General features: G+C 73.4%; 20 protein-coding genes. 9 read left to right on the top strand and 11 right to left on the bottom strand.

Translation table 11 applies throughout. The annotated features are described in order from the left end of the window. The first annotated feature begins 23 nt into the window (after nt 1-23). Nucleotides 24-797 (top strand): class I SAM-dependent methyltransferase, encoded by a 774-nt coding sequence (locus tag ACFYXK_RS11520; RefSeq protein ID WP_389410935.1) that lies wholly within the window; start codon nt 24-26, stop codon nt 795-797. Between the two features lie 71 nt (nt 798-868). On the opposite strand, the gene ACFYXK_RS11515 is transcribed toward ACFYXK_RS11520, so the two are convergent. The 4 genes from ACFYXK_RS11515 to ACFYXK_RS11500 all read right to left on the bottom strand — a co-directional run bounded on the left by ACFYXK_RS11515 (nt 869) and on the right by ACFYXK_RS11500 (nt 7,780). Continuing rightward, nucleotides 869-2,149: a serine hydrolase domain-containing protein gene (locus ACFYXK_RS11515; RefSeq protein WP_389410960.1), complete on the bottom strand. Its 1,281-nt coding sequence runs from the start codon at nt 2,147-2,149 to the stop codon at nt 869-871. A 133-nt stretch (nt 2,150-2,282) separates the two neighbouring features. Next, a complete protein-coding gene (locus ACFYXK_RS11510) occupies nt 2,283-3,125 on the bottom strand; it encodes an NlpC/P60 family protein (RefSeq protein ID WP_389410934.1) in 843 nt (280 codons plus the stop codon). A gap of 228 nt (nt 3,126-3,353) precedes the next feature. Further along, complete coding sequence (locus tag ACFYXK_RS11505; protein WP_389410933.1) at nt 3,354-7,238, bottom strand: helix-turn-helix domain-containing protein; 3,885 nt, start codon at nt 7,236-7,238, stop codon at nt 3,354-3,356. Between the two features lie 176 nt (nt 7,239-7,414). Next, nucleotides 7,415-7,780, bottom strand: coding sequence for a hypothetical protein (locus ACFYXK_RS11500; protein ID WP_389410932.1), 366 nt, complete (start codon nt 7,778-7,780; stop codon nt 7,415-7,417). 372 nt (nt 7,781-8,152) lie between these two features. Here ACFYXK_RS11500 and ACFYXK_RS11495 point away from each other — a divergent pair, with 372 nt between their 5' ends. Both ACFYXK_RS11495 and ACFYXK_RS11490 read left to right on the top strand, forming a co-directional pair. Continuing rightward, nucleotides 8,153-10,237, top strand: coding sequence for a SpoIIE family protein phosphatase (locus ACFYXK_RS11495; protein WP_389410931.1), 2,085 nt, complete (start codon nt 8,153-8,155; stop codon nt 10,235-10,237). 117 nt (nt 10,238-10,354) lie between these two features. After that, complete coding sequence (locus ACFYXK_RS11490) at nt 10,355-11,392, top strand: endonuclease/exonuclease/phosphatase family protein (RefSeq protein ID WP_389410959.1); 1,038 nt, start codon at nt 10,355-10,357, stop codon at nt 11,390-11,392. Here the strand turns inward: ACFYXK_RS11490 and ACFYXK_RS11485 are convergent. The 3 genes from ACFYXK_RS11485 to ACFYXK_RS11475 form a co-directional block, all read right to left on the bottom strand. Further along, a complete protein-coding gene (locus ACFYXK_RS11485) occupies nt 11,386-12,264 on the bottom strand; it encodes a RimK family alpha-L-glutamate ligase (protein WP_389410930.1) in 879 nt (292 codons plus the stop codon). The genes ACFYXK_RS11490 and ACFYXK_RS11485 overlap by 7 nt on opposite strands. Next, nucleotides 12,261-12,599: a MazG-like family protein gene (locus ACFYXK_RS11480; RefSeq protein ID WP_389410929.1), complete on the bottom strand. Its 339-nt coding sequence runs from the start codon at nt 12,597-12,599 to the stop codon at nt 12,261-12,263. Before ACFYXK_RS11480 ends, ACFYXK_RS11485 begins: the two co-directional genes overlap by 4 nt. A gap of 204 nt (nt 12,600-12,803) precedes the next feature. Beyond that, nucleotides 12,804-13,247, bottom strand: coding sequence for a nuclear transport factor 2 family protein (locus ACFYXK_RS11475; protein WP_389410928.1), 444 nt, complete (start codon nt 13,245-13,247; stop codon nt 12,804-12,806). 125 nt (nt 13,248-13,372) lie between these two features. On the opposite strand from ACFYXK_RS11475, the gene ACFYXK_RS11470 reads away from it, so the two are divergent. After that, on the top strand, nt 13,373-13,942 hold the full coding sequence (locus tag ACFYXK_RS11470; protein ID WP_389410927.1) for a PadR family transcriptional regulator: 570 nt from the start codon (nt 13,373-13,375) through the stop codon (nt 13,940-13,942). Next, entirely contained in the window at nt 13,929-14,720 is a 792-nt protein-coding gene (locus ACFYXK_RS11465) for an SGNH/GDSL hydrolase family protein (protein WP_389410926.1), read from the top strand. The genes ACFYXK_RS11470 and ACFYXK_RS11465 overlap by 14 nt, the downstream gene beginning before the upstream one ends. Before the next feature lie 4 nt (nt 14,721-14,724). Here the strand turns inward: ACFYXK_RS11465 and ACFYXK_RS11460 are convergent, their stop codons facing one another. The 3 genes from ACFYXK_RS11460 to ACFYXK_RS11450 all read right to left on the bottom strand — a co-directional run bounded on the left by ACFYXK_RS11460 (nt 14,725) and on the right by ACFYXK_RS11450 (nt 17,084). Then, the gene (locus ACFYXK_RS11460; RefSeq protein WP_389410925.1) at nt 14,725-15,927 is read right to left on the bottom strand and encodes a low temperature requirement protein A; all 1,203 of its coding nucleotides are present in this window, start codon (nt 15,925-15,927) and stop codon (nt 14,725-14,727) included. A gap of 53 nt (nt 15,928-15,980) precedes the next feature. Further along, nucleotides 15,981-16,697, bottom strand: a complete 717-nt coding sequence (locus ACFYXK_RS11455) for an aspartate/glutamate racemase family protein (protein ID WP_389410924.1) — start codon at nt 16,695-16,697, stop codon at nt 15,981-15,983. 195 nt (nt 16,698-16,892) lie between these two features. After that, nucleotides 16,893-17,084: a hypothetical protein gene (locus ACFYXK_RS11450; protein WP_053787543.1), complete on the bottom strand. Its 192-nt coding sequence runs from the start codon at nt 17,082-17,084 to the stop codon at nt 16,893-16,895. A 215-nt stretch (nt 17,085-17,299) separates the two neighbouring features. Here ACFYXK_RS11450 and ACFYXK_RS11445 point away from each other — a divergent pair, with 215 nt between their 5' ends. Beyond that, the gene (locus tag ACFYXK_RS11445; protein WP_389410958.1) at nt 17,300-19,633 is read left to right on the top strand and encodes a HelD family protein; all 2,334 of its coding nucleotides are present in this window, start codon (nt 17,300-17,302) and stop codon (nt 19,631-19,633) included. A gap of 60 nt (nt 19,634-19,693) precedes the next feature. On the opposite strand, the gene ACFYXK_RS11440 is transcribed toward ACFYXK_RS11445, so the two are convergent. Continuing rightward, a complete protein-coding gene (locus tag ACFYXK_RS11440; protein WP_389410923.1) occupies nt 19,694-20,566 on the bottom strand; it encodes a helix-turn-helix domain-containing protein in 873 nt (290 codons plus the stop codon). A gap of 101 nt (nt 20,567-20,667) precedes the next feature. On the opposite strand from ACFYXK_RS11440, the gene ACFYXK_RS11435 reads away from it, so the two are divergent. The 3 genes from ACFYXK_RS11435 (at nt 20,668) to ACFYXK_RS11425 (ending at nt 24,032) form a co-directional block, all read left to right on the top strand. Continuing rightward, nucleotides 20,668-22,140, top strand: coding sequence for an MFS transporter (locus tag ACFYXK_RS11435; RefSeq protein WP_389410922.1), 1,473 nt, complete (start codon nt 20,668-20,670; stop codon nt 22,138-22,140). 243 nt (nt 22,141-22,383) lie between these two features. Continuing rightward, entirely contained in the window at nt 22,384-23,709 is a 1,326-nt protein-coding gene (locus tag ACFYXK_RS11430; protein WP_389410921.1) for a cytochrome P450, read from the top strand. 95 nt (nt 23,710-23,804) lie between these two features. After that, nucleotides 23,805-24,032: a hypothetical protein gene (locus tag ACFYXK_RS11425; RefSeq protein ID WP_389410920.1), complete on the top strand. Its 228-nt coding sequence runs from the start codon at nt 23,805-23,807 to the stop codon at nt 24,030-24,032. Nucleotides 24,033-24,087 lie beyond the last annotated feature (55 nt).

Genomic DNA, 24,087 nt, shown 5'->3' with positions numbered 1-24,087 from the left:
CGCTTCTTCCGGAGGAACCTCCCATGGCAACCAAGAAGAACCTCGTCGCCAACCGCACCACCCTCACCCACAAGGTCCGCTACGCGGCCCGCAACCCCGCGCGCATCGGCCCGTACGTCCGCCGGGCCGCCCGGGACAGCTGGCTGCGGCTCAAGCACCCCGACCACGTGGGCTACTACCGGGCGGTCATGGCCTCCGACACCGCCCGCAACCCGGAGGCCGCCGTCGGCAGCCAGACCCACGACCGGTGGCTGGCCCTCGGCAAGATGCAGTTCGACTACCTCGTGGAGCACGGCCTCGCCCCGCACCACACGATGCTGGACATCGGCTGCGGCAACCTGCGCGCCGGCTGGCGGTTCATCGAGCACCTCGACCCCGGCCACTACTACGGGATCGACATCTCGCCCGACATCCTCATATCGGCCAAGCAGACGCTGGCCGGCCAGGAGCTCCAGGGCAAGCTGCCGCACCTCACGCTCACCCAGGACCTCACGCTGGACTTCCTGCCCGACGCGTACTTCGACGTCGTGCACGCCCACAGCGTGTTCTCCCACTCGCCGATCGAGATCATCGAGGAGTGCTTCGCCCACGTCGGACGCATCCTCGCCCCGGGCGGCTTCTTCGACTTCACCTTCGACCGCACCGAGGCCGCCGAGCACCAGGTCCTGCGGGAGGACTTCTACTACCGCACCCAGACCCTCGTCGACCTCGCGTCCCGGCACGGGCTCAAGGCCCGGTTCATGGAGGACTGGGAGCGCTTCGGCCACGGCCAGTCCAAGATCCGCGTCACCGCCTGAACCGCGGCGGCGCCCGGGTCACGGCCCGTGCCGCCCGGTGGAGAACCACCGGGCGGCACGGGCCGGCGGCATCAGCGCGAGCCGTGCTCCGGCAGGTCCTGCTCGGCCGGGGCCGCGGTCAGCGCCGGGAGCAGTGCGAAGCCGCGCTGGGCGGGAGCCGCCGCGGGGGCCGCCGCCGGCGCCTTCTTCCCGCAGAACGCGCCCTCGAGCGTGCCGCCCAGGGCCGTGTTCGCCTCACCCTTGTTCGAGGTGTTCGCCACCGCCGCCAGGCTGCGCTTGCCGTCGCGGGTGGCGAAGGCGTACGTGTAGAAGCCCTGGACCGTGCCCGTGTGCCCGTACACCGAGGTGCCGCACGACAGGTCGTAGCGGCGCAGGCCCAGCCCGTAGAACCGGGTGTTCGTGGCGTCCGTCGGGGTCATGGTGAGCATGGCGTCGAGCATGCGCGGCGCCAGCAGCTTGCCGCCGAGCAGCGCCGACATGAAGGTGTTCAGATCGGCGGCGTTCGAGATCATCGCACCCGCGGACTGCGCCCAGGACACCGTCTGCTCGGTGGAGTCGACCAGCGGGGCCCCGGCCTCGTCCGGGTGGAGGTAGCCGTGCAGGTGCGCACCCTTGATCTCGGTCGAGGGGTGCACGTACGAGGTGTTCTTCAGCTTCAGCGGCTTGATGATGCGGCGCTCGTACTCCTTGGCCACGCCGTGCCCGGTGGCCTTCTCGATGAGCATGCCGACGACCACGAAGTTGGTGTTGGAGTACTTGTACGAGACGCCCGGCTCGGTCGTGCGCGGTTCGCGCAGCGAGAGCGCGACCAGCTCCTGGTAGGTGAAGACCTTGTTCCGGACGGCCTCGAAGCCGGGCACCGTCTGGTCGAACATGGCGTTCGTGTAGTCGGCCAGCCCGCTGCGGTGGGTGAGCAGATGGCGCACCGTGATCCGGTCGTCGGGCAGCAGGCCGGGAAGGTACTGGTTGACCGGGGCGTCCAGACTCAGCTTCCCCTCGTCCACCAGCTGGAGCAGGACGACGCTGGAGAACGACTTGGTGACGCTGCCGATGCGGAAGCGGCCCTTGAGGTCCATGGCCGCACCCGTGGTCCGGTCCTGCACCCCCACCGCGCTGGTCAGCGGCGCACCGGAACCGGTGATGCGGACCATGGCGCCGGGCGCACCGACCGCGGTGGTGTTCTTCAACGCCTGCGTCACGGCCTCGAGGTCGGGCGTCGGCGCGGGCGCGGCGGTCTGTGCCGCCCGTGCGGAGAACGGGGCCGCCGCTGCCTCGGCGGCGGTCGCGGGCACCACACCGGCGAGCACGGCGAGCAGGGTGGCACTGAGAGTCAGACGTCGGTCGAGAGGCAGGCGCACGTTGTTCCTCAACTGCAGAGTTACGGGAAGGGTTTCGCGTTCGTGGACTCGCCGCCGCGGGGCGGTGATCAAGGCCGCGGCCTGCGATCGTACGTGCCGGACGGGTGTGGACCGCGTACGTGCCGCCTCAGAACGTGCAGGTAGGGACGTTTTCCAGCCATGCCGGCCCCTGGATGTAGATGTTGGTGACCCACGCCTTGTAGTCGGGCAGATAGGACCAGGCGTCGTTGGTGTAGCCGTCGGAGGTGACCTTCTCCGCGTGCTTCTGGCACTCGACGCGGATCGTCGTCGGCCCGGGGAAGGCGTAGACGCGCGCGGCCGCGGTGGACGGCCGGTCCTTGGTCCAGACACCGGTGCCCCAGGTCCGGAACACGTGCCCGGTCACCGGACCCGGGTCGATCCGCACCGCCCCGTAGTAACCGCCGTTCAGCCGGACGTCGCTGACCATCAGTTTGGTACCGGACTGCCGGGCCTCCGCCATCTTGCCGGCGCCCAGGTAGATCGCGATGTGGTGCAGGTCCTGGGAGGTGCCCCACACCAGCAGATCGCCCGGGAGCAGCGGGGCCAGGCCGTCGGCCGCGGTGAAGCGGCCGGCCGCGTGGTGCGTGTAGTACTGGGCGCCGGCGACCCCGTTCAGGATGTCCGACCCGGTGGCCTCGGCGTAGGCGTGGCGGACCAGTCCCGAGCAGTCGAAGCCGAGCCGCTCGGGATCGTGCTCGCTGGCCGGATCCGTAGGGTCCACCTGCCCGTACGTGGCCCCGGGCTGCGGACCGTGGCCGCCGCCCCACGTGTACCAGACGTCGGCGGCGACCTGTGCGCAGGCGGCGCCGACGGCCCGCTCGGCGGCGGCGGACGCACCCGGGGCCAGGACCCGGCACGAGCTGTCGGCGGCCGCCGCCGACGCGGGGGGCCACAGGAGGCAGACCAGGAGTGCGATGAGTGTGCCGATGAGACCGGACCGGCGAAGCATGCGGGTTCCTCGATTCTCGTTGCCGCGGGGACGGGCCGCGGGGAGGGGCCGTCGGAAGGGGCCGTCGGGAGGGTCGTGGCGAAGTCGTGGGGAAGCACCGTGGCGGGGGCGGCCGTTGGCGAGTGCCGCCGCCGGAACGAGCCTGCGCGCCGCGGCCTCCCCGCGTCGAGGACCCGGCGGCGCCCCACCCGGACGGGCAACGGGAAACCCCTGGGAAACCCCCGCCGGTCAGGGCTCTTCGGCGCACCGCGCACCGCCGTCGCCCGCGTGCAGCCGGCAGATCTCCGCCAGCCGGGCGGGCAGGTCCGGGTTCCACAGCCGCACCGTGCCGTCGTTGCTGCTGCTGGCCACCGTCCGCCCGTCGGGTGAGAAGACCACGCCCCACACCGCGCTGGTGTGGCCCGTCAGGGCGGCCCACAGCCGCCGCCCGGCCACGTCCCACAGCCGCACCGTACGGTCGTTGCCGCTACTGGCGAGCGTCCGGCCGTCGGGGGAGAACGCGACGGCGCGGGCGGAGCCGGTGTGGCCGGCCAGCACGGCCCCGGCCTCGAACCTCCGGGCGTCCCACAGCCGTACGGTGCCGTCGTTGCCGCTGCTCGCCAGCGTCCGCCCGTCCGGGCTGAACGCAACGGCCCGGACCGCGCCCGCGTGACCGGTGAGCGTGGCCAGCGGCCGCCGCCCGGGAACGTCCCACAGACGTACCGTCAGATCGTCACCGGCGCTCGCCAGGGTGTGGCCGTCCGGGCTGAACACCACGTCGTTCGCGAAGTCGGTGTGGCCCGCGAGCGTGCCCAGGGCCGTACGGGAGGCCACGTCCCACAGCCGCACGGTACGGTCGGAACCGGCCGACGCCAGCAGCTTCCCGTCCGGGGAGAAGGCCACCGAGAACACCGTCCCGCCGTGACCGGCCAGCGTGCCCAGGGCGGCATGCGAGACCACGTCCCACAGCCGGACCGTCCCGTCGGAGCCCGCCGAGGCCAGCAGCCGCCCGTCGGGGGAGAAGGCCACCGAGAACACCGTCTCGGTGTGGCCCGCGAACGTCGCGACCACCCGCCGCCCGGCCACGTCCCACAGCAGCACCGTGTGATCGGCGTCCGCCGTGGCCAGCAGCTTCCCGTCCGGGCTGTACGCGGCGTGCCAGATCTCCGTGAACGGTCGCGAGGTCAGGACCGGACCGCGCAGGTCCCAGAGCACCACCGACTGGTCGAAGGCCGCGGTGGCCAGCATCGTGCCCCCCGGGTCCACCGCGACCGCGAGCACGTAGTCGGTGTGCCCGGCCAGCGTCGAGGTCAGGCGGCCGCTGCGCACGTCCCACAGCCGGGTGGTGCCGTCGCCGCTCGCGCTGACGACCGTGGCGCCGTCCGGGGTGTAGGCGACCGCGTTGATGTCGTCGTTGTGGCCCGTCAGCGTCGCGGTCGTACGGCCTTCGGCCACGTCCCACAGCCGTACGGTCCGGTCGACGCCCCCGGAGGCCACCGTCCGCCCGTCCGGAGCGAACGCCACGCCCAGCACCTCACCGGTGTGCCCTTCGAGGACGGCGAGCTGACGGGCCGCCACCGGGTCCCACAGCCGTACGGTCTGGTCGGCGCCCGCCGACACCAGGGCTCTGCCGTCCGGCGCGTAGGCCAGGGCGTTGACCCTCCCGGTGTGGCCGCTCAGCACGGTCACCGCCGCGCCGCCGCCCGCGGGATCCCACAGCCGGACCGTCCCGTCGGCGCAGGCCACGGCGAGCGTGTGCCCGTCGGGAGCGAAGGCCACGGCGCGGGCGTCCGCCGTCTGCGCGGGGAGCACCGCGAGCCCGTGGCCCTCCGTGTCCCACAGCCGTACCGGACCGTCCGTGGACGTCGCCGCGAGGGTGCGGCCGTCGGGGCCGAAGGCGACCGCACGCACCCGTCCGGGCAGGGTCAGGGTCACCGTCGTCCGCCGGTCCGCGACCCGCCGCAGGAGCACCTTGCCGTCGGAACCTGCGCTCGCCAGCAGCCGGTTGCCCGGGGCGAACGCCACTGCGTTGACCGGGCCGCTGTGCCCGCCGAGGCGGGCGAGGAACGGCTGGGCCTGCGTGCTCAGCAGCGCCCCCCGCGCCTGGGGCGTCGCCTCGGTGCGGTACGCCTCCTCGGCGAGCCGCATCGAGGCCTCGGGCTGACCGGCCGCCAGGGAGGTGGACTGCACGGCGAGGGCCTGCGAACGGGCGATGCGCTCCTGGCCGAGCGCGCCCGCCCGCTGCTGGTAGGCCAGCGCGCCGGCCGTCAGGGCCACCGCCAGCAGGCCGACGAGCATGGCCAGCATCCGCTGCTGGAGCCGGACCTGGCGCCTGGCCTGCGTCCGCCGGGCGTCCTCCGCGGCCTGGCTCGAGCGCAGGAAGGCCGCCTCCCGGGGGCCGAGCCGGCTCCTGCCGTCGAGCTCGTCGGCCCAGGTGCGGGCGCTCTCCAGCCGGGTGCCGCGGTACAGGACGGACGGATCGCGCCCCTCGCGCTCCCACTCCTCGGCGGCGCGGGCCAGCTGCCGGTGGATCAGCAGCCCGTCGCGGTCGGCGTGGATCCAGCCGCGCAGCCGCGGCCACGCGTGCAGCAGGGCCTCGTGGGTGATCTCCACGGTGTCGCTGTCCATCGTGATCAGCCGGGCCCGGACGAACGCGTCCAGGGCCGCCGCGGCCCGGTCCGCATCGGCCAGTTGCTCCATCAGCGCGGTCCGGTCCGTCCGCCGCCGCGTCGCCCCTGCGCCGTCGGCGACGTGGACCAGCGCCACCAGGATGCTGCGGATCGTCCGCTGCTCGGCCGGGTACAGGCGGGCGAACGCGTTCTCGGCCGTGTGCGCGACCGCGCCCCGGATCCCGCCCGTGTCCTCGTAGCCCGCGACGGTCAGCGTGGCCCCCTCGCGCCGCTGCCAGGTGGCCATCAGCGCGTGGGACACCAGCGGCAGCGCACCGGACGGCGTGTCCCCCGGCCCGCCCGCCGGGGCCGGTGTCCCGGGCTCCTCGCGCAGTCCCGCGTCCCGCAGCAACAGGGGGACCAGGCCCGCCTCGAGGGTGAGCCCGGCGCGCTCCGCCGGGCGCGTGATCGACTCGCGCAGCTCGGTCACGGACATCGGGGGGAGGACGAACAGCCCGTCGGTGAAGACCGAGGCCAGTTCGGGAAGGTCCAGGCAGCTCCCGGAGAAGTCGGCCCGGACGCCGAGCACCACGACGGCCGGGTCGTACGCGGCCGGCTCCGGCCCCGATGCGGCCAGGGCGCACAGGACGTGGACGAAGCCGCGCCGTTCGTCCTCGTCGGAGCAGAGGGTGAAAAGTTCCTCGAACTGGTCGACGAGCAATACCGGCCGGACGGTGGGCAGTCGGTGCTCCCCGGAGCCTGCCGGGGTGTCGCCCGCCAGGTCGTGGACGGCCTCGAGCAGTCGCTGCGGCCGGTCCCGCAGCTCCCGTACGGTGAGGCCGAGATCGCCGCCGAGCACCTTCGCGGTGCAGTCCAGCAGTTCCTGGAGCGGATGTGCGGTCGGTGTGAACCGTACGACCGGCCAGCCGTCGGCGCCCGCCATCGGGAATCCGCCGGCGCGTCGCAGGGCCGGTACGAGACCCGCGCTGAGCAGGGACGACTTGCCGGCGCCCGACCGGCCGACGAGCATCAGCGGGCCGCTGCCGATCCGTTCGAAGACCCGCTCGACCAAGGCGGCGGTCACCCGGTCGCGGCCGAAGAACCAGCCAGCGTCCCGCGCGGTGAAGGCGGCGAGGCCGCGGTAGGGGCACTCGCCCGCCGACTGCGGCCCGGCCGCGCCGTCGGAACCCCCGCCCGTGCCCGACCCCGACCCCGCCCGGGCCCTGGGGACTTCCGCCTCCGGGACCAGCCGTAACAGGGCGCCCCCGGCCTCCAGTACCTGGTCGCAGCGCAGCGCGACATCGCGGGTGACCCGCTTGGCGCCGGTCTCGATCTTGCTCAGGTAGCCCTTGCTGTAGTGCGTCCTGCGGGCCAGGTCGGCCAGCGACAGGCCGCGCTGCACCCGCAGCTGCCTCAACCGGGCGGGAAAGGACGTGCCGGAGTCGTCGGTGGCCGGGACGGCCTCGGTGGCTTCAGGTGAATCGTGCTGGTGATCGGTGTTCCGTCCGCGGTCCGGATCCCCCACGGCATCCCCCATGGCACAGCGCGCCCAGGTTGTGAGATGGAAGGTCCCAGGCTACCGCGGGGGTCGGACGGCGGAGCACGCGTTCTGCCCGGCGTGGCGCAAAAACGCGCAGCACAGCGGCCCTCCGGAGCCGCCGCGGCCGGCGGATCCGGAAGGCCGTGCGAACGGCTGCTCGGTTACGGCCGGTTGAGGGTGATGGAGTTGATCGGCCCGAGGTCGGCGTAGACGCCCGTCCCCTCGGCGATGCGGGACCCGCAGCCGGCTCCGTTGTAGCCGGTGCACAGGCTGGCGGTGGCCCCGCCGTACTGGTTGTTGAGGACCCAGTGGTTGCCGAACTGGTTGCTCAGGTTGTGGGCTCCGTAGCTGTAGAAGATCTGGCTCGGCCTGACGGCCGGGTTCTGGTTCTGCGGGTAGATGCAGACCGCCCCGTACGGACAACCGGCCCAGTCGTCGGCGGGCTTGGCGTCGGCCGCGCCGCCCAGTGCCACGACGGCCGCGGCGGCGGTGGCGAGCGCGGCGGCGCCGCGGATCATCTTGCGCATCTTGTCCCCCTGTTGGGTTGCCTCGGTGCTGACGTGCTGACGCCATCAGCCTTGCCCGGCTGCCCGCGGGCGTCGACGGGTTGCCTGTTGCCCATCGCCGGCCCGGCCGGGAAACCGCCCGTGACCTGCCCGGTCGCGAGCCGGTGGTCAACTCGGGAGAGGTGGCGAGAAGCGCCGGCGGGCCCGGCCCGCCCGCACCTGCGCACGCCCGCGGCGCTGCGCCGGACGTCACCGTGGGTCACCGGACCGCTCCCGTGCGGCGCCGTGATGTCCTCCTCCCCGATGGCGGGCAGAATTGAGGGGCAGCCCGTGTCCGCCACGCGGGCTCCGGTCAGCCGCGCGCGCGAGCCGTGCGCAGAAGGGGGCCTGCCGATGCCATCGGACCGGCTGGGGGGCGCGGTGGATCCCGGCCCGATCCGGTCCGAACCGGGGTCCTTGCTGGAACACGTGGTGGTGGCCGTCTTCGGCATCGACGACGAGGACAGGGTCTGCTACTGGGGCCCCGGCGCGCAGAGCCTCTTCGGCCACGAGGCCCGGTCGGTGCTGTCGCGGCCCGCGGCGGTCCTCTTCCCCGAGCCCGCCCCCGGTGCGGGTCCCGGCGGGGCCGCACACCTCGTGGAGCGCGCCCGCGCCCTCGGCTACTGGCGCGTGCGGCTGCCCGCACTGCACCGGGACGGCACGGTGTTCGACTGCGGCTTCCGGGTCTTCCCGCTGACCGGTCCCACGGGCCGCTCCGTGGTCATGGGGCTGGCGAGCCGGGGCGACGAGCTGGACCGGGTGAAGACCAACCTGTCCTTCCTCGACGCCCTCTTCGAGACCTGCCCGATCGGCTTGGTCATGCTGGACGAGGAGCTGCGCTACGTCCACCTCAACCAGGCCCTGGCCGACATGGACGGGATCCCGCTCGACGCGCACCTGGGCCGCCGGATGGCGGACATCATGATCACATCGGACGGCGGGGAGTACCAGCGCATGCTGCGGTCCGTGGCCGACGGAGGCCGGACGGTGATCGGCACCCTCGTCGGGCTGCGCACACGGGGCCATCCCGACCGCGACCAGGTGCGCTCGGTCAGCTTCTTCCCGCTCAGCGGCGCGGGCGACACGCGCCGCGGGGTGGGCGGACTGCTGCTGGACGTCACCGACCGCGAGCAGGCCATCCTGGAGGCGACGGCAGCACGGCAGCGCCTGGCCCTGCTCGACCGGGCCGCGGCGAGCATCGGCACCACCCTGGACCTGAACACCACCGCGCGTGAGCTGGTCGGCGCGGTGATCCCGGAGTTCTGCGACGCCTCCGTCGTCGAACTCGTGGAGTGGATGGACGAGAACGAGGCGTTCGACCCGGCGCTGCCGGTGGCCACCCGCCGGATCGCCTCCGGCACCATCCTCCCCGAGCCCGCCGTCGAGCTCGTGAGCGGCCTGGAGGAGGTCACGTACCCGCCGGGGTCCAACACCCACCAGATGCTGAGCACGGGCCGCCCGCTCTGCTTCACGGTCGACGAGGACTTCGCGACCCGGACCGTCGTGCACCAGCAGCGCGCGCAGCTGCTGCTCGACAGCGGGCTGACCTGCATCCTCATGGCACCGCTCATCGCCCGCGGAACGGTGCAGGGCATTGCCATGTTCGGCCGCTCCGCCGCCCGCCCGGCCTTCGCCGAGGAGGACCTCGGCCTCGCGGGCGAACTGGCCTCCCGGGCCGCGCTGTGCCTGGACAACGCCCGGCTCTACGGCAGGGTCCAGGACATCGCCCTCACCCTCCAGCGGGCCCTGCTGCCCAGCGCCCCCGCCGCCGGCCCGTACGTGGACATCAGCCACCGCTACCTGCCCGGCAGCAAGGTCACCGAGGTCGGCGGCGACTGGTACGACGCGATCGCCCTGTCCGGCGACCGGGTCGCCCTCGTCGTCGGCGACGTGATGGGACACGGCGTGCCCGCCGCCGCGGCCATGGGCCGGCTGCGGATCACCGCGAAGACGCTGGCCCGGCACACCGCGGAGCCCGCGGCCCTGCTCGAAGAACTCGACGTCTGCGCCCAAGAGGCCGGCATCGAGTGGGCGACCTGCCTGTACCTGCTCTACGACCCGCACACCGGCCGCGCCCGCATCGCCAACGCTGGCCACCCCCCACCCCTGGTGCGCCACCGGGACGGGACGGTGCACACCATCGGCGACGTGCTCGGGGTGCCGCTCGGGGTGGGCGGCGTACCGTACCGGTCGGTCGAGGTCGAGCTTCCCGAGGGCGCCACCGTGGCCCTGTACACCGACGGCCTCGTCGAGGCCCGCGGCCAGGACATCGACACCGGCGTGGACGCCCTGCGCGAGCAGCTGCGCGCGCCGCTCGGCTCGCTGGAGGAGGCGGCCGACCGGATCCTCGCGAACCTGCTGCCGGACGCGGCGACCGACGACACGGTCCTCGTCCTGGCCCGTGTCAGCGCGGTTCCCGGCCGCCCGCCGGCGGGGTGAACGGCCCGTTCCGTGCAGGCCCGGGGGGTGACGGCGCTCCGGCTCCGGGCGGGCCGCGGGAACCGGATCACCGCGCGCGGCGTCGTCGTACCGTGCGGCGTCGTGCGAGTGGCCACGATGCGGGGGACGGCGAGCCGATCGGGAGCAGGGCGCGTGGGCAAGCAGGGGTCATGGCGGCGGCCGTGGCAGGGGCAGGGGTCGTGGCGCGGGCAGGGGCGGGTGCTCGCCGGGCTCGCCTTCCTCGTCGCCTGCCTGCTGCTCTTCCACGGCGCGGTGCCCGACACGGCGGGCCGTCCCGGCAGTCTCCTGGAGACGTTCCTGCCCTGGCTCGGCCTGGCCGTGCCGGTCCTGCTGGCCTTGGCGCTGCTGCGCCGCTCGGCCGTGGCCGCCTGTGCGGTGCTGCTGCCCGCAGCCGCCTGGCTCGGCCTCTTCGGCGGCTTCCTGCTCCCCGGCGACGACCGGGCCCCCGACCTCCTCGCGGTCCAGCACAACGTCAGCGACGAGAACCCCGATCCGGCGGGCACCGCGCGCGCCCTGGCCGGGACCGGGGCCGATCTCATCGCCCTGGAGGAGCTGACGCCCGCCGCCGCGCCGGCGTTCGAGGCGGTGCTCGCGCCGGAGTATCCGTACCACGCGGTGGAGGGCACGGTCGGACTCTGGTCGAGGCACCCGCTGGCGCAGGTGCGGCCGGTGGACATCCGGCCGACCGGCGTGGGGGAGGGCTGGAACCGCGGACTGCGGGCCACCGCCCGTACGCCGAACGGCGAAGTCGCCGTGTACGTGGCACACCTGCCCTCGGTGCGCCTCGGCCCGGTGCACGGTTTCGGCTCCGCACGGCGGGACGAGAGCGCCGCACTGCTCGGCGCCGCGATCGCCGCGGAGCGGACGGACCCGCTGATCCTGCTCGGGGACCTCAACGGCACCGTGGACGACCGCGGGCTGGATCCGGTCGCCGCGCAGATGGAACCGCCCGGCCCGGACTTCGCGTTCAGCTGGCCCGCGGCGCTGCCGGTCGCCCGGATCGACCAGGTCATGACCCGCGCGGCGACCGTCACCCGGGTCCGTGCGCTGCCCGCGACGGGAAGCGATCACCTGCCCGTCGCCGCGCACATCAGGTGGCACGGCTCCGGGACGGACTCCCGCTCGCGTCAGTGACCGGCTGCCGCGCGCTCGTGGACGAGGTCCGCGAAGCGCCGTAGCCCGTGCTCGTTGCGGGCCGTGAAGAGGTTGGGCTCCACGAGCTCCAGCTCCATCAGGACGGGCGTGCCGTCGTCCGCCGTCGCGATGTCGACCCGCGCGAACAGCAGGTCCTGCGTACCGGGAACGGCCGCCATCGCCGCCCCGGCCAGCGCCAGTTCGGCCGGCGACGGCCGGTACGGCACCAGATCCGGATGCGGCACGCGCTCGTTGTCGACGACCCCGACATCGGTCAGCACCGGGCCCTTGCGCATCGCGTGGCTGAAGACGCCGCCGAGGAAGACGAGCGCCCGCTCGCCCTCGTCGATCCGGGACAGGTAGGGCTGCACCATCGCGGTGGACCCGGCGGCGTGCAGCGCCGCGACGTGCCCGGCCGCCAGTTCGTGATGGTGTTCCGCGTACCGCGCGGTGTCGCGCGAGCCGGCCGAGACGGCCGGCTTGACGACGAACTGCCCGTGCCCGGGCAGGACGAGGGCTTCGCCGGGTGCGATGAAGCGGGTCGGCACCACGGGCACGCCACGGCTGGCGAGCTCCCCGAGGTAGCGCTTGTCGGTGTTCCAGCGCACGAGCCCGGCCGGATTGTCGAGCCGCGTCGCACGCTGTACCGCGTCGGCCCAGGCCAGGTACTCCGGCCACCGCTCGGCGTAGTCCCAGGTGGACCGGATGACCACGGCGGCGCACTGCGACCAGTCGAAGTCCCCGGCGTCCCAGGGCGCCGCCACGGCGTCGACGCCGCGGGCGCGCAGCGCTTCGAGCATCAGCGGCAGGTCGGCGTCGTAGGCCAGGCCCATGGCCGAGGTGGCCAGTGCCACCCGCGGGGTGGCGGTCATCGCCGACTCCTCGCCTCTTCGGCCGCTGCGCCCGGGGCCTCGATGCGGTGCAGGACGCCCCGCTCGTCCCGGACGTAGACGCGGTCGCGGTTCTTGGCGAGCTTCCGCTCCACCTCGGACTCCAGGTCGATCCCGTTCATCTCGGCGAGCGCCGCGACGTACAGGACCACGTCCGCGAGCTCCTCCCCGAAGTCGGGCAGTTTCTTGCGCCAGGCGGTGAACGCCTCCCCGACCTCGGCCGTCAGCAGCCCGAACTCCAGCGCCACGTCTGTGGTGTTGAAGCCCTTCGCGAGCTTGTTGTCCCAGGCGAGCTGCTGGGCCGAGCGGATGTCCACCGGTTCCTCCGGGCGTGTGTACGGGAGTTGGCTGCCCGGCGAGCCTAGCGCTGTGACCGGGAAGGTTCACCGGGCCACGACGCCCGGCACGGCACCTCGCCGCGTTGTCGGACCACGCAAGTACTCCCGTACGAGCCGCGGCCCTCCGCCTTGCGATGCACCGCGCCAGACGCCGCGACCCGGCAAACCTTCCCGGTCACAGCACTAGCGAGTGGGCGTCCCTTCGGCCGGGGCCGGGGCCAGGCCGTCGGCGACCAGCCCGGCGAGCACCGCCTCGCCCAGGGCGTGCACCGCCGACTGGGGCCTCACCATCACGGTGAACTCCTTGATCCGGCCGTCGTCGGCGTAGTGCAGCAGGTCGATGCCGTGGATCGCCTTGCCGTTCACCGTCGCGCGGAAGAGCAACACCTCCGACGGGGACACCGTGCCGTCCACGCTCGTCTCGGCGGCGCCGGCGTACTGCCCGACGTAGCGGAAGTCCTCGAAGGTGCGCAGGAGTACCCCGAAGAGCCCCAGCACCATCGGCCGGCCCTCGAACGGCGTGAACTTCACGGGGCTGTACAGGCGGACGTCCTCGGTGAACAGGGCCTCCAGAGCGGCGGCGTCACTGCTCTCGACGGCGGCGCGGAAGCGGTCTGCTGCGGTCACGGCTTCTCCCTGGTGCTCGGCTACGGCTGGTCATCAATGTGATTAGTCAGTTTCTTGAGTATCATGCCGAGGGTGTCCATGGACAGGGGCCACAGGGGAAACAGGGGCGAGAAGGAGGCGATCCGATGGCTTTGCGCCACGCCGTGCTGGCGGCGCTGCTGGACGAGGAGCTGAGCGGGTACCAACTGGCCAAGGCGTTCGACCTCGGTGTGGCCAACTTCTGGCACGCGCTCCCGCAGCAGCTCTACGCGGAGCTGACCCGGCTGGAGAAGGACGGGCTGATCACGGGCCGGGAAGTGGTCCAGGACACCCGGCCCAACAAGCGCCTGTTCACCGTCACCGGCGCCGGCCTCGCCGAGCTGGAGCAGTTCACCGCCTCCGCCGCCAAGCCCTCCTCCATCCGCGACGACCTGGTCGTCAAGGTCCAGGCCGCCGACCACGTCGACACCGCGACGCTCATCGCGCAGCTCACCGAGCGCGCCGCCTTCGCCGAGGCCAAGGTCGACCTGTTCACCGGTCTGCTGCGCACGATGCGCGGAGATCGCACCGAGGAGGACTTCCTGCGGTACGGCGACCGCATCGGCCCCTATCTGACCTGCCTGCGCGGCCTCGCCTTCGAGCGGGGCAACCGCGACTGGTGCGCGCGTACGATCGCGGTCCTGCGCGAGCGGGAGGCGTCCCGTGCCGGGCGCTGAGCAGCAGTACCTGCGCTACGTGGCCCTGGGCGACAGCCAGACCGAGGGCATCGGCGACGGCGACGACACGACCGGCCTGCGCGGGCTGGCCGACCGCCTCGCCGAGCACCTCGCGCTCCACAGCCCGGGTCTGCGGTACGCCAACCTGGCCGTCCGCGGGCGCCTGGCGGGGCAGGTCCGCGCAGAGCAGCTCGCACCGGCCCTCGCCCTGCGCCCGGACCTGGCCACCGTGGTCGCCGGGGTCAACGACGTGCTGCGGCCGCGGTTCGACGCCGACGAGGTCGCCGGCCACCTCGAGGCGATGTTCGGCGCGCTCACCGCCCAGGGCGCCCGCGTCGCCACGGTGACCTTCCCCGACCTCGCACGGATCACCCCGCTCGCCCGCCCGCTCACCGCGCGGGTCAGCGCCCTCAACGACCGGATCCGGGGCGCCGCCGGCCGCCACGGTGTGGTCGTCGTCGAGACGGGACACCATCCCGTGGTCACCGACCCCCGTCTGTGGAGCGCGGACCGGCTGCACGCCAGTCCGCTCGGCCACGAGCGGATCGCCGCCTCGCTGGCGCACGCCCTCGGCCTGCCGGGCAGCGACGACTCCTGGACGCACCCGCTGCCCCCGGCCCGGGCGGCCTCGCCCACGGTCCTCGCCGAACTGCGCTGGGCCACCGCGTTCCTGGGGCCCTGGCTGGGCCGGCGCCTGCGCGGCCGCTCCTCCGGGGACGCCCGTACGGCCAAGCGCCCCGACCTCCTGCCGGTGAGGCCGGTGACCGGCCGGGCGTAGCGCGTTACGGCGGGGGCCACTGCGTGGGGACGGCCGCCGCCGCGAGGCGGTGGCGCAGCATCTTGCGCGCGTACAGCAGGTGCACGATCGCCTCGGCGGCCAGGAGCAGGACGACCAGCCACGGCGCGAGGTGACCGGCGCCCCGGACGACGAGCAGCGGGATGCAGATGCCCGGAACGGCCCAGACGGCGACGGAGGCCGGCCGGCGGCCGTAGCGCAGCGCGATGCAGGCGTGGGCCGCGTGGTAGAGCGCCAGGCCGCCGGCCAGGGCCCACACCGCCCCGGTCGGCAGATGGGCGTGGCCGGCCTCCTCGACGGCGGTGGCCAGGCCCGCGGCCATGCACAGGACACCCGCGGTCACGAAGAAGTGCAGGAAGCCGCCGATGTCCCGGGCGAGGAGGTAGGCCCGGCGGTCGTCGGCCTTGGCGAGCATCAGTTCGGCCGAGGTCGAGCCGAAGTCGAAGTACGACCACCAGAGCGCGGCGAGCAGCACGAAGCCGAGGATGCCCACGACTCCGGCCTGCAGGGTCCAGGTGTGGTCGGCGGAGGTCACCAGCGCGATCACGGATTCGCCGAGCACGATGATGACGAACAGCCCGACCCGCTCGACGATGTGCCCGGTGTCCAGGCGGCCGGGCACCCCGCGGCCGCGTGCGGTCAGGAGCAGCGCCATCTCGGCGGCGATGAGCACGGCCCAGACCACGTACTGCCAGGGTGCGGGTACCGCGGCGGAGGCGGCCCACAGCAGGCCCGACGCCAGGCAGTAGCTCAGGGGGCGCCAGCGCGGAACGCGCAGGGGCTCGGGGTACTTGGTGGCCGGCCACCACAGCCCGAGCAGCACCAGCCGGGTGCCGGCGTACCCGAGCGCGTAGACGGACCCGCGGTCCGTGTCGGCCTCGGGCACGGATGCGGCCATGACGGCGATGCAGAGCATGGCGGACAGCATGAGCAGCCGGCGGCGGGGGTTGTTGTCCACGAAGATGTTCGCCGAGACCGTGAGGTTGATCCACAGCCACCAGGGCGGGAAGTAGAGCGCCAGGAACACGGCGAAGTCGCGCAGGCCGGGATCGCCGTGCAGCTGGTGCGAGAGCTGGGCGGCGAGCGCGACGAAGACGAGGTCGAAGAAGAGTTCCAGCCAGTCGGCGTGGCGCCCTTCGGACGCGTGGCCGTCCGGGTCCGCGTTCGCGCCCGTCTGAGGTGTGCCCACGGGTCCGCCCGGGTCCGTGACGCCGCTCTCGCAGCCTGCTTCCTCGTATGAGATCACGGTATGACCGGTCGAGGGCGCGTGGTCGACAGCGCCGCCTCGACGGCGGCTTCGGCGTGGATCCGTGCAGTGGGGAAGACCGGTACGGGGCTGTCCTCGGCGCCGATGAGCAGCTCGATCTCGGTGCAGCCCAGGATGATCCCCTGGGCGCCGCGGGCCACGAGGTCCTTGATGACCTGCTGGTACGCGGCCCGCGACGCCTCGCGGACGAGGCCGCGGCACAGCTCCTCGTAGATCACCCGGTGTACGAGCGCACGCCCGTCGGCGTCGGGGACGCACACCTCGAGTCCGCCCGCCGCGAGCCGGCCACGGTAGAAGTCCTGCTCCATCGTGAAGGCGGTCCCCAGCAGGCCGACCCGGGTCAGGCCCGCCGCCTTCACGGCGTCGGCGGTCGCGTCGGCGAGGTGCAGCAGGGGCACCGAGATGCCCGCCTGGACGCGGTCGGCGACCTTGTGCATGGTGTTGGTGCAGATGAGCACCAGGTCCGCACCGGCGGCTTCCAGCCGCCGGGCCGCCGCCGCCAGCACCTCGCCGGCCTCCGCCCACCGCCCCTCGGCCTGCAGCTGCTCGATCTCCGCGAAGTCCACCGAATACAGCACGCAGCGGGCCGAATGCAGCCCACCGAGGCGGTCGCGGGTGAGCTCGTTCAACAACCGGTAGTACTCGGCCGTCGATTCCCAGCTCATTCCTCCGAGCAGTCCGATCGTCTTCATGGCGGCACCCCTGAGCGGCTCGGGCGGCCCGCCCCTGCTGCGGCGCCGCCATATCCATAAGCGGATACCGTAGCAGGCGCGCACATCCATAAGGATTGCTTTGGGTAAATGCCTCCGCCGCCTGCGTGCGGACCTTCCATCGGTCCGGGCGCCGGCGGCGGAGGCGTGGTGTTCGGTGGTTGGTCACCCCCACTGTCAGGACTCGGCGGAGCCTTCCCGCATGACGTTTTGGAAGGCCGTCATGCACGGCCCGCAGTGGTGGTCCGTTTCGGCGTTGCCGCCCGGCTGGAGGGGGCGGCCGCAGAGGGTGGCCCGGCGGTCGCGGGCGACGACGTGCCATACGAGGCCAGGCCCTGTGGCCGCCTCACCGACCTGCATTTCATACATGAGAGTGCTCCATGTGGTGGACAGCTCTTGTGTCCACCAAAGCAGTGCGCGGCGCCGGAAGCCTGACGAGTGAGCCGTCCGGGTGACGTGCGGCCGCCCGCCGGGGCCGGGACGCCCCCACCCGGCGCCGGCGGTGTCCCGCAAAACGAAAAATACCCCGGGACCAATTGACGGTCGGGGTATTCGTCTGCGTATATTTGATGTTTCACGCCCTGATGGAAGCAGTGCGTGAAGAAGCTTTACGAGGACATCATATCGGGTCGGGAGTGGAATTGTCAACCGTGGAATTCCGTAATGAGCAGCAATTCGTCGACGAGCTCTATGCGCGCCTCGACGACCTGCGTGACCAGGCGGAACATGCCGTACAGCGGGCTTTGGCCGCGACGGGGAGCGGGCTTCAGGCGCGCTTGGAGCGGGATGTCCTCGTCGCCGAGCAGTCCGGTCTGCTTTCCGCGCTGAACGCGGGCGAGAACGGTCTGTGTTTCGGCCGGCTCGAGTTCTCCGACGGAGAGGACCACCACATCGGCCGAATCGGAATCAGGCAGGACGACGCGGACCGCGCCCCCCTCGTCCTCGACTGGCGGGCCGAGGTCGCACGCCCCTTCTACCTCGCCACCGGGCACTTCCCCATGGGCCTGCGCCGGCGCCGCCACATCACCACCCTCGGACGGGAGGTCACGGCCCTCCACGACGAGATCCTCGACCTCGCCGACACCGAGCGCACGGGCCACGAGGGGGCCGACGCGGACGCCGTCCTGCTCGCCGCGCTCGACGCCGCCCGCACGGGCCGCATGCACGACATCGTGCAGACCATCCAGGCCGAGCAGGACCACATCATCCGCTCGCCCCACCGCGGGGTGCTCGTGGTGGAGGGCGGCCCGGGAACCGGCAAGACGGCCGTCGCCCTGCACCGCGCCGCCTACCTCCTCTACGAGCACCGGGAGCTGCTCGCCAAGCGCGGCGTGCTGATCGTCGGCCCCAACCCGGCGTTCCTCGGCTACATCGGCGAGGTGCTCCCCGCCCTCGGCGAGACCGGAGTCCTGCTCTCCACCCTCGGCGAGCTGTTCCCCGGCGTCCGGGCGACCGGAGCCGACCGGCCCGGCGCCGCCGCCGTGAAGGGCCGCGCGGAGATGGCCGAGACCCTCGCGCGCGTCGTACGCGACCGGCAGGCACTGCCGGAGACCGTACCCGCGGACAGCGGCGAGGACAGCGCGGTGCTCCCGGAACCGGCCGTGGAGATCGACCACGACGACTACGGCACCCTGCTGCTGGACCGGACCATGGCGCACGAGGCCCGGGACCGGGCGCGCGCCACCGGGCTGCCCCACAACCTCGCCCGCCCGTACTTCGCGTTCCGCGTCATCGACGCCCTCACGGAGCAGCTCGCCGACCGGCTCGGCGCGGATCCGTACGGCGGCCCCAACCTGCTGGGACCCGACGACATCGCACAGCTCGGCAAGGAGATCGCCACCAGCGCCGAGGTGCACGCCGCGATCGACAGCCTCTGGCCGCCCCTCACGCCCCGGCAGCTGATCGCCGACTTCCTCGCCGATCCCACCCATCTCCCTGCCCACGAAGCCGAGTTGATCCGGCGCACGACGGACGACTGGACGCCCGCCGACATCCCGCTGCTCGACGAGGCCGCCGAGCTGCTCGGCGTGGACGACAGCGCGCAGCGCGCCGCCGAGGAGCGGGAGCGGCAGGAGCGCATCGCGTACGCGCAGGGCGTCCTGGACCTGTCCCAGGGGTCGGAGAGTTACGAATTCGAGGACATGGAGAACGAGTTCCTCGCCGCGCACGACATCATCGACGCCGAGCGGATGGCGGAACGGCACGAGGAGGCCGACCACCGCAGCGCGGCCGAGCGGGCCGCCGCCGACCGCACCTGGGCCTTCGGGCACGTCATCGTCGACGAGGCGCAGGAACTGTCGGAGATGGCCTGGCGGTTGCTGATGCGGCGCTGTCCCACCCGGTCCATGACGCTGGTGGGCGACCCGGCACAGACCGGTGACGAGGCCGGGTGCGGATCGTGGAAGCGGATCCTGGACCCGTACGTCGGGGACCGCTTCGAGCTGGTGCGCCTCGGCGTCAACTACCGCACGCCCGCGGAGATCATGGACGTCGCGGCCGCCGTGCTCCGGGCCCGCCACCCCGGATTCGAGCCGCCGAGCTCGGTGCGGTCCACGGGGCGGCGGCCCTGGGTACGGGCGACGGACGACCTCGCCCGCACGGTCGCGGAGGCGGTGCGCGGCGCCGCCCCGGCCGAGGGCCGGGGCGGGCGGCTGGCGGTGATCGCCCCGCGTCCCCTCCACGAGGCGCTGGCGGCCGGGCTGCCCGGCGTACGGGCGGGGGACGAGCCGGACCTCACCCGTACGGTCGTCCTGCTGGATCCGCGCCAGGCCAAGGGGCTGGAGTTCGACTCGGTGATCGTCGTGGAGCCGGCGGACCACGAGCCGAGCGACCTCTACGTCGCACTCACCCGGGCCACCCAGACCCTCGGGGTGGTCCACACGGGCCGGCTGCCGCAGGGGCTGGCCGAACAGCCGTAGCCGCGGGCGCGGGGCGGCCGGGGGAGCGGCGGGGCCGGGGGAGCGGCGGGGCCGGGTGCGTCAGACGGTGGCGGGCTCGAGGTGTTCCAGCCGCTCCAGCCGCTCGAGCCGCTCCAGGCGGGCGCGGCTCTCCTCGTCGACCGGCACCATCGTCACGAGGCGCGGGCCCGCCGCCGGCCCGAGCCACAGATTGGTGTGCTCCAGGTGCAGCAGGCCGACGTGCGCATTGCGGATGTACTTGGTCTTGGCGCCCAGGCCGAGCACCTCGTGCCGTGCCCACAGCTCGCGGAACTCCGGCGACCGGGCCTCCAGCCGCGTCAGCAGGGCCTTCCAGGCAGGCTCGGCGAGGTGCTCCGCCATCGCCGCCCGGAACTTGGCCACGATGGTGCGGTTCACCTCGGCGACGTCGGCCATCGACGCCCGCCAGTCCGCGTTGGTGAAGGCCAGCCACAGGCAGTTGCGGTCCTCGGGCGCCAGCGCGTCCAGGTCGCACAGCAGCCGTCCGTACGTGGCGTTGTAGGCGAGGATGTCGTACCGGCTGTTCTGGATGCAGGCCGGGATCGGCCCGAGCCGGTCGAGCATCGCCCGCAGCGCCGGGGTCACGCTCGGGCACGGTGCGTGCGGGGCCGGATCGAGGCTGCCGGCCAGCGCGAACAGATGGGTGCGCTCACTGGAGTCCAGCAGCAGGGCGCGCGCCAGCGCGTCCAGGACCTGCGGGGAGACCTGGATCTCGCGCGCCTGCTCCAGCCAGGTGTACCAGGTGACACCGACGGCGGAGAGCTGGGCGACCTCCTCGCGGCGCAGCCCCGGGGTGCGCCGCCGGCGGCCGCGCGGCAGCCCCACCTGCTCGGGGGTGATCCGCTCCCTGCGGCTGCGCAGGAATTCGGCCAGCTCGTGCCGGCGTACGTCGCTCTCCGGGGCCACAGTGGTCATGGAACCAGGGTGCCGCACCGCTCATCCCGTTGCCAGGTAGTCCTTGTACCAGGATAAGGAGACTCTGGTACCAGGCTGAGCGGGGGGTGATCGTTTCCGGTGTGAGCGAAGCAACCGTACGCACCCCCCGCCCCTTCCCGTCCGCCCCGACGGGCGGCCGCCCGGCCGACGGTCCGGCCCCTGGGCCCGCCCCCGCGGCGATCGGCCCGCTCGGGCTGTTCACCGTGCTGCTGGGCGCCGCACTGCCCCTGATCGACTTCTTCATCGTCAACGTGGCGCTGCCCGCCATCGACAGCGACCTCGCGGCCGGTCCCGCCACGCTGGAACTGATCGTCGGCGGCTACGGCGTCGCGTACGCCGTCCTCCTCGTCCTCGGCGGCCGCCTCGGCGACACGGCCGGACGGCGCCGGCTCTTCCTGATCGGCATGGCGGCCTTCGGAGTCACTTCGCTGGCCTGCGGCATCGCCCCCACCGCCTGGAGCCTGGTCGCGGCGCGCGTGGCACAGGGCGCCGCGGCCGCGCTGATGCTCCCGCAGGTGCTGGCCACCATCCAGGCCACCACCCAGGGCCCGCGCCGGGCGCGGGCGATGAGCCTGTACGGGGCCACCGCCGGGCTGTCCATGGTCGCCGGGCAGATCCTGGGCGGCGTCCTGGTGGCCGCCGACGTCGCCGGCTCCGGCTGGCGCTCGGTGTTCCTGGTCAACGTGCCGGTGGTGGTCCTCGGGCTGGTGCTCGCCGTCCGGGCCGTTCCCGAGACCCGCTCGGACCGCCCGGCCTCGGTCGACGTCCCGGGGACGCTGCTGCTCGCCCTGTCGCTGGTGTCCCTGCTGCTGCCGCTCACCGAGGGCCGGGCCGCCGGCTGGCCGCTGTGGACGTGGGTGTCGCTCGCGGTCTTCCCGTTCGCCGCCACGGCCTTCTACCTGACCGAGCGCCGCGCCGACCGGCTCGGACGCACCCCGCTCGTGCCGCCGAGCCTGCTGCGCCTGCAGTCGCTGCGGCGCGGGCTGGTCCTGGTGGTGCCGTTCTCGATCGGCTTCAGCGGATTCATGTTCGTCATCGCCGTGGTGCTGCAACAGGGCCTGCGGATGGGGCCGGTGGCGGCGGGGCTCGCACTCGTCCCGATGGCGTCGGCCTTCTTCGCGGCCTCCCTGGCCGGGCCGCGGCTGGTCGGCCGGTTCGGCAGCCGGGTCGTCACCGCGGGCGGCGTCCTCCAGGCCGTCGGCGTCGTCCTGATCCTCCTCGCGTTCCTGCGCGGCTGGCCGGACCTCGGGCTGGCCTCGCTCGCCCCGGGCGTGGCCGTCGCAGGCCTCGGCCAGGGCCTCCAGCTGCCCGTGCTGATGCGGCTGATGCTCTCGGACGTACCTGCCGACCGGGCCGGCGTGGGCGGCGGGGTCATGATCACCACGCAGCAGTCCGCGCTCGCCCTCGGCGTCGCGACCCTGGGCAGCCTGTTCCTGGCACTCGCCCCGTCGATGGGCATGCGGGACGCACTCGCCGTCACGCTGCTGGTGCAGCTCGGCATGATCGCCCTGACGGTGCTGCTGAGCCTGCGCCTGCCGAGGGTCGTGCGGTGACCCGCGGGCCGCGGCCCGGTCGGCAGCCGGCATGCGTCGGCGGAGGTGTCCCCACCGCATCCCGCTGAGGAGGGCGCGCCCGCGACGGGCAGCCGGCCCCCGCGGGCGTGTCCGGCCGCAGGGCCGGTGGCCGTCGGGCTCGCGCCGAGGCGGGCTGTCACGAGACGCGTCGGCTCCCGTACAGTCCGTGATGCCCGAGCTCCGCCAGGGACACAGGACCAGCGGTCGAACAGGAGAAGACCCGTGGCCACCGAAGCCGGATTCGACCCCCGCCCGCCCGCTGCCCGTACGGGGCGGCCGGTTCCCGAGCTGGATCCCGCCCTCGTGGCGCGGTGGCGCTCCGACGGGGCCGAACTGGTCGACCTGCTGGCCCTGGTGCGCGAACGGCTCGGCGGCGTCGCCGCGTTCCGCCTCGGGCCGAACCCCACCGTCCTGGTCACCGATCCCCAGGCGGTCCAGCACGTGCTGGCGCTGCAGCCGGACCGGTACGTCAAACGCTCCCACCGCGCCCGCCTGCTGATCGGCGACGGCGTGCTCGCCGCCACCGGCGAGGCGTGGAAGCGCCAGCGCCGCCTGCTGCAGTCCCAGTTCACCGGCACCGGGATGCGCCGCTACGAGCAGCGGATCGCGCAGGCCGCCCGGGCCACCGCCGAGCGCTGGGACGCGTACGCCCGGACCGGGCAGACGCTCGACGTCGGCCGGGAGATGCGCAGCTTCGCCCTGGACACCATCTGGCGCTCCCTGACCGGACACCCCCTCGACGTCGCCACCGAGCACGAACTGAACTCCGTGGCCACCGTGGTGGCCGCCCTGCCGACGCTGCCGGCCGACGCCGGCGACGCCCGGGACGCCGTCCGCGCCGACCTCGCCAGGATCGACGCCGTCGCGCACCACGCCATCGAGGCCGCCCGCGGCGGCGCGCACGGTCCGGACGGCCCGGGTCTCCTGCACATCCTGCTCGACGCGGCGGCCGAGCGCCCCGAGTACACCGACCGCCTGATCCGCGACGAGCTGATCACGCTGCTCGTCGCGGGCCACGAAACCACCGCCACCACCCTGACCTGGCTCTACCTGCTTCTCGACCGCCATCCCGCGGCGCGCGAACAGGCCCTCGCCGCAGGCGCCCCGGGCTCGGCGGAACGCCGCCGAGCCGTCCAGGCCCTGGTCCACGAGACGCTCCGGCTGTACCCGTCCGCCTGGATCCTGCCCCGGTACGCCACCGAGGCCGACACCCTGGCCGGCTACGCCGTCGAAGCGGGCTCCGACGTGGTGGTCTGCCCGTACCTCACGCACCGCGACCCCGAACTGTGGCCGGACCCCGAGCACTTCGACCCCCGGCGCTTCACGACCCCCGGCGGTCGGCCCACCCACCCGGGCTCCTACCTCCCCTTCGGCATCGGCCCCCGCGCCTGCCTCGGCCTGCAGTTCGCCCTCCGCGAGTCGACCGTGCTGCTCGAGCACCTGCTGCCCGCCCACACCCCGGCCTTCCACTCCGTCCCCACCGAGGCCGCGTACAGCATCACGGTCCGCCCGGACGGGCCCACCCCGGCGACCCTCACCTCCTGCTAGGTCGTGCTCTGCGCACGCGACTGCATCCTTTGGCCTACTGGGTTTTCGGCCCTGAGGAGGACGATCTTGCGGCGCCGCCGCGCGAGGGTTGATCCGTGCGAACAACCATCGGTTACACCCTCGAAAGCATCGGCTACGTCATAGGAGCCCAGGGGCTCGTCAGCTTCGCTTCGCAGACCTTCTTCGGCACGGAGTGGGGCTGGCTGCACAAGCTCGTCGACCTCCCGTCCACCGCGTACCTCGGCATCGTCGCCGTGGGGCTGGCGCTCGTCGTCGGCGGGGTGAAGACGCGGAAGGCGCCCCGGCGCCAGGAGGCCGCCTGACCGGCGGCCCTTTCGGCCCGCGACCGCCCAGGGCTGGTGTGAAGCAATGAATCGA

The organism is Streptomyces sp. NPDC002209 (genome assembly GCF_042890265.1).
In the GTDB taxonomy this organism is placed as follows: domain Bacteria; phylum Actinomycetota; class Actinomycetes; order Streptomycetales; family Streptomycetaceae; genus Streptomyces.
The sequence above is the reverse complement of the archived record's forward strand: the minus strand, read 5'-3'. Positions and strand labels throughout refer to the sequence as shown.

What these genes read in the sequence shown, in the direction of transcription:
- ACFYXK_RS11520 (WP_389410935.1), top strand. Translation starts at nt 24, where the DNA reads ATGGCAACCAAGAAGAACCTCGTCGCCAACCGCACCACCCTCACCCAC.
- ACFYXK_RS11510 (WP_389410934.1), bottom strand. Translation starts at nt 3,125, where the DNA reads ATGCTTCGCCGGTCCGGTCTCATCGGCACACTCATCGCACTCCTGGTC.
- ACFYXK_RS11500 (WP_389410932.1), bottom strand. Translation starts at nt 7,780, where the DNA reads ATGCGCAAGATGATCCGCGGCGCCGCCGCGCTCGCCACCGCCGCCGCG.
- ACFYXK_RS11495 (WP_389410931.1), top strand. Translation starts at nt 8,153, where the DNA reads ATGCCATCGGACCGGCTGGGGGGCGCGGTGGATCCCGGCCCGATCCGG.
- ACFYXK_RS11490 (WP_389410959.1), top strand. Translation starts at nt 10,355, where the DNA reads ATGCGGGGGACGGCGAGCCGATCGGGAGCAGGGCGCGTGGGCAAGCAG.
- ACFYXK_RS11485 (WP_389410930.1), bottom strand. Translation starts at nt 12,264, where the DNA reads ATGACCGCCACCCCGCGGGTGGCACTGGCCACCTCGGCCATGGGCCTG.
- ACFYXK_RS11470 (WP_389410927.1), top strand. Translation starts at nt 13,373, where the DNA reads ATGGCTTTGCGCCACGCCGTGCTGGCGGCGCTGCTGGACGAGGAGCTG.
- ACFYXK_RS11455 (WP_389410924.1), bottom strand. Translation starts at nt 16,697, where the DNA reads ATGAAGACGATCGGACTGCTCGGAGGAATGAGCTGGGAATCGACGGCC.
- ACFYXK_RS11450 (WP_053787543.1), bottom strand. Translation starts at nt 17,084, where the DNA reads ATGTATGAAATGCAGGTCGGTGAGGCGGCCACAGGGCCTGGCCTCGTA.
- ACFYXK_RS11445 (WP_389410958.1), top strand. Translation starts at nt 17,300, where the DNA reads ATGGAAGCAGTGCGTGAAGAAGCTTTACGAGGACATCATATCGGGTCG.
- ACFYXK_RS11440 (WP_389410923.1), bottom strand. Translation starts at nt 20,566, where the DNA reads ATGACCACTGTGGCCCCGGAGAGCGACGTACGCCGGCACGAGCTGGCC.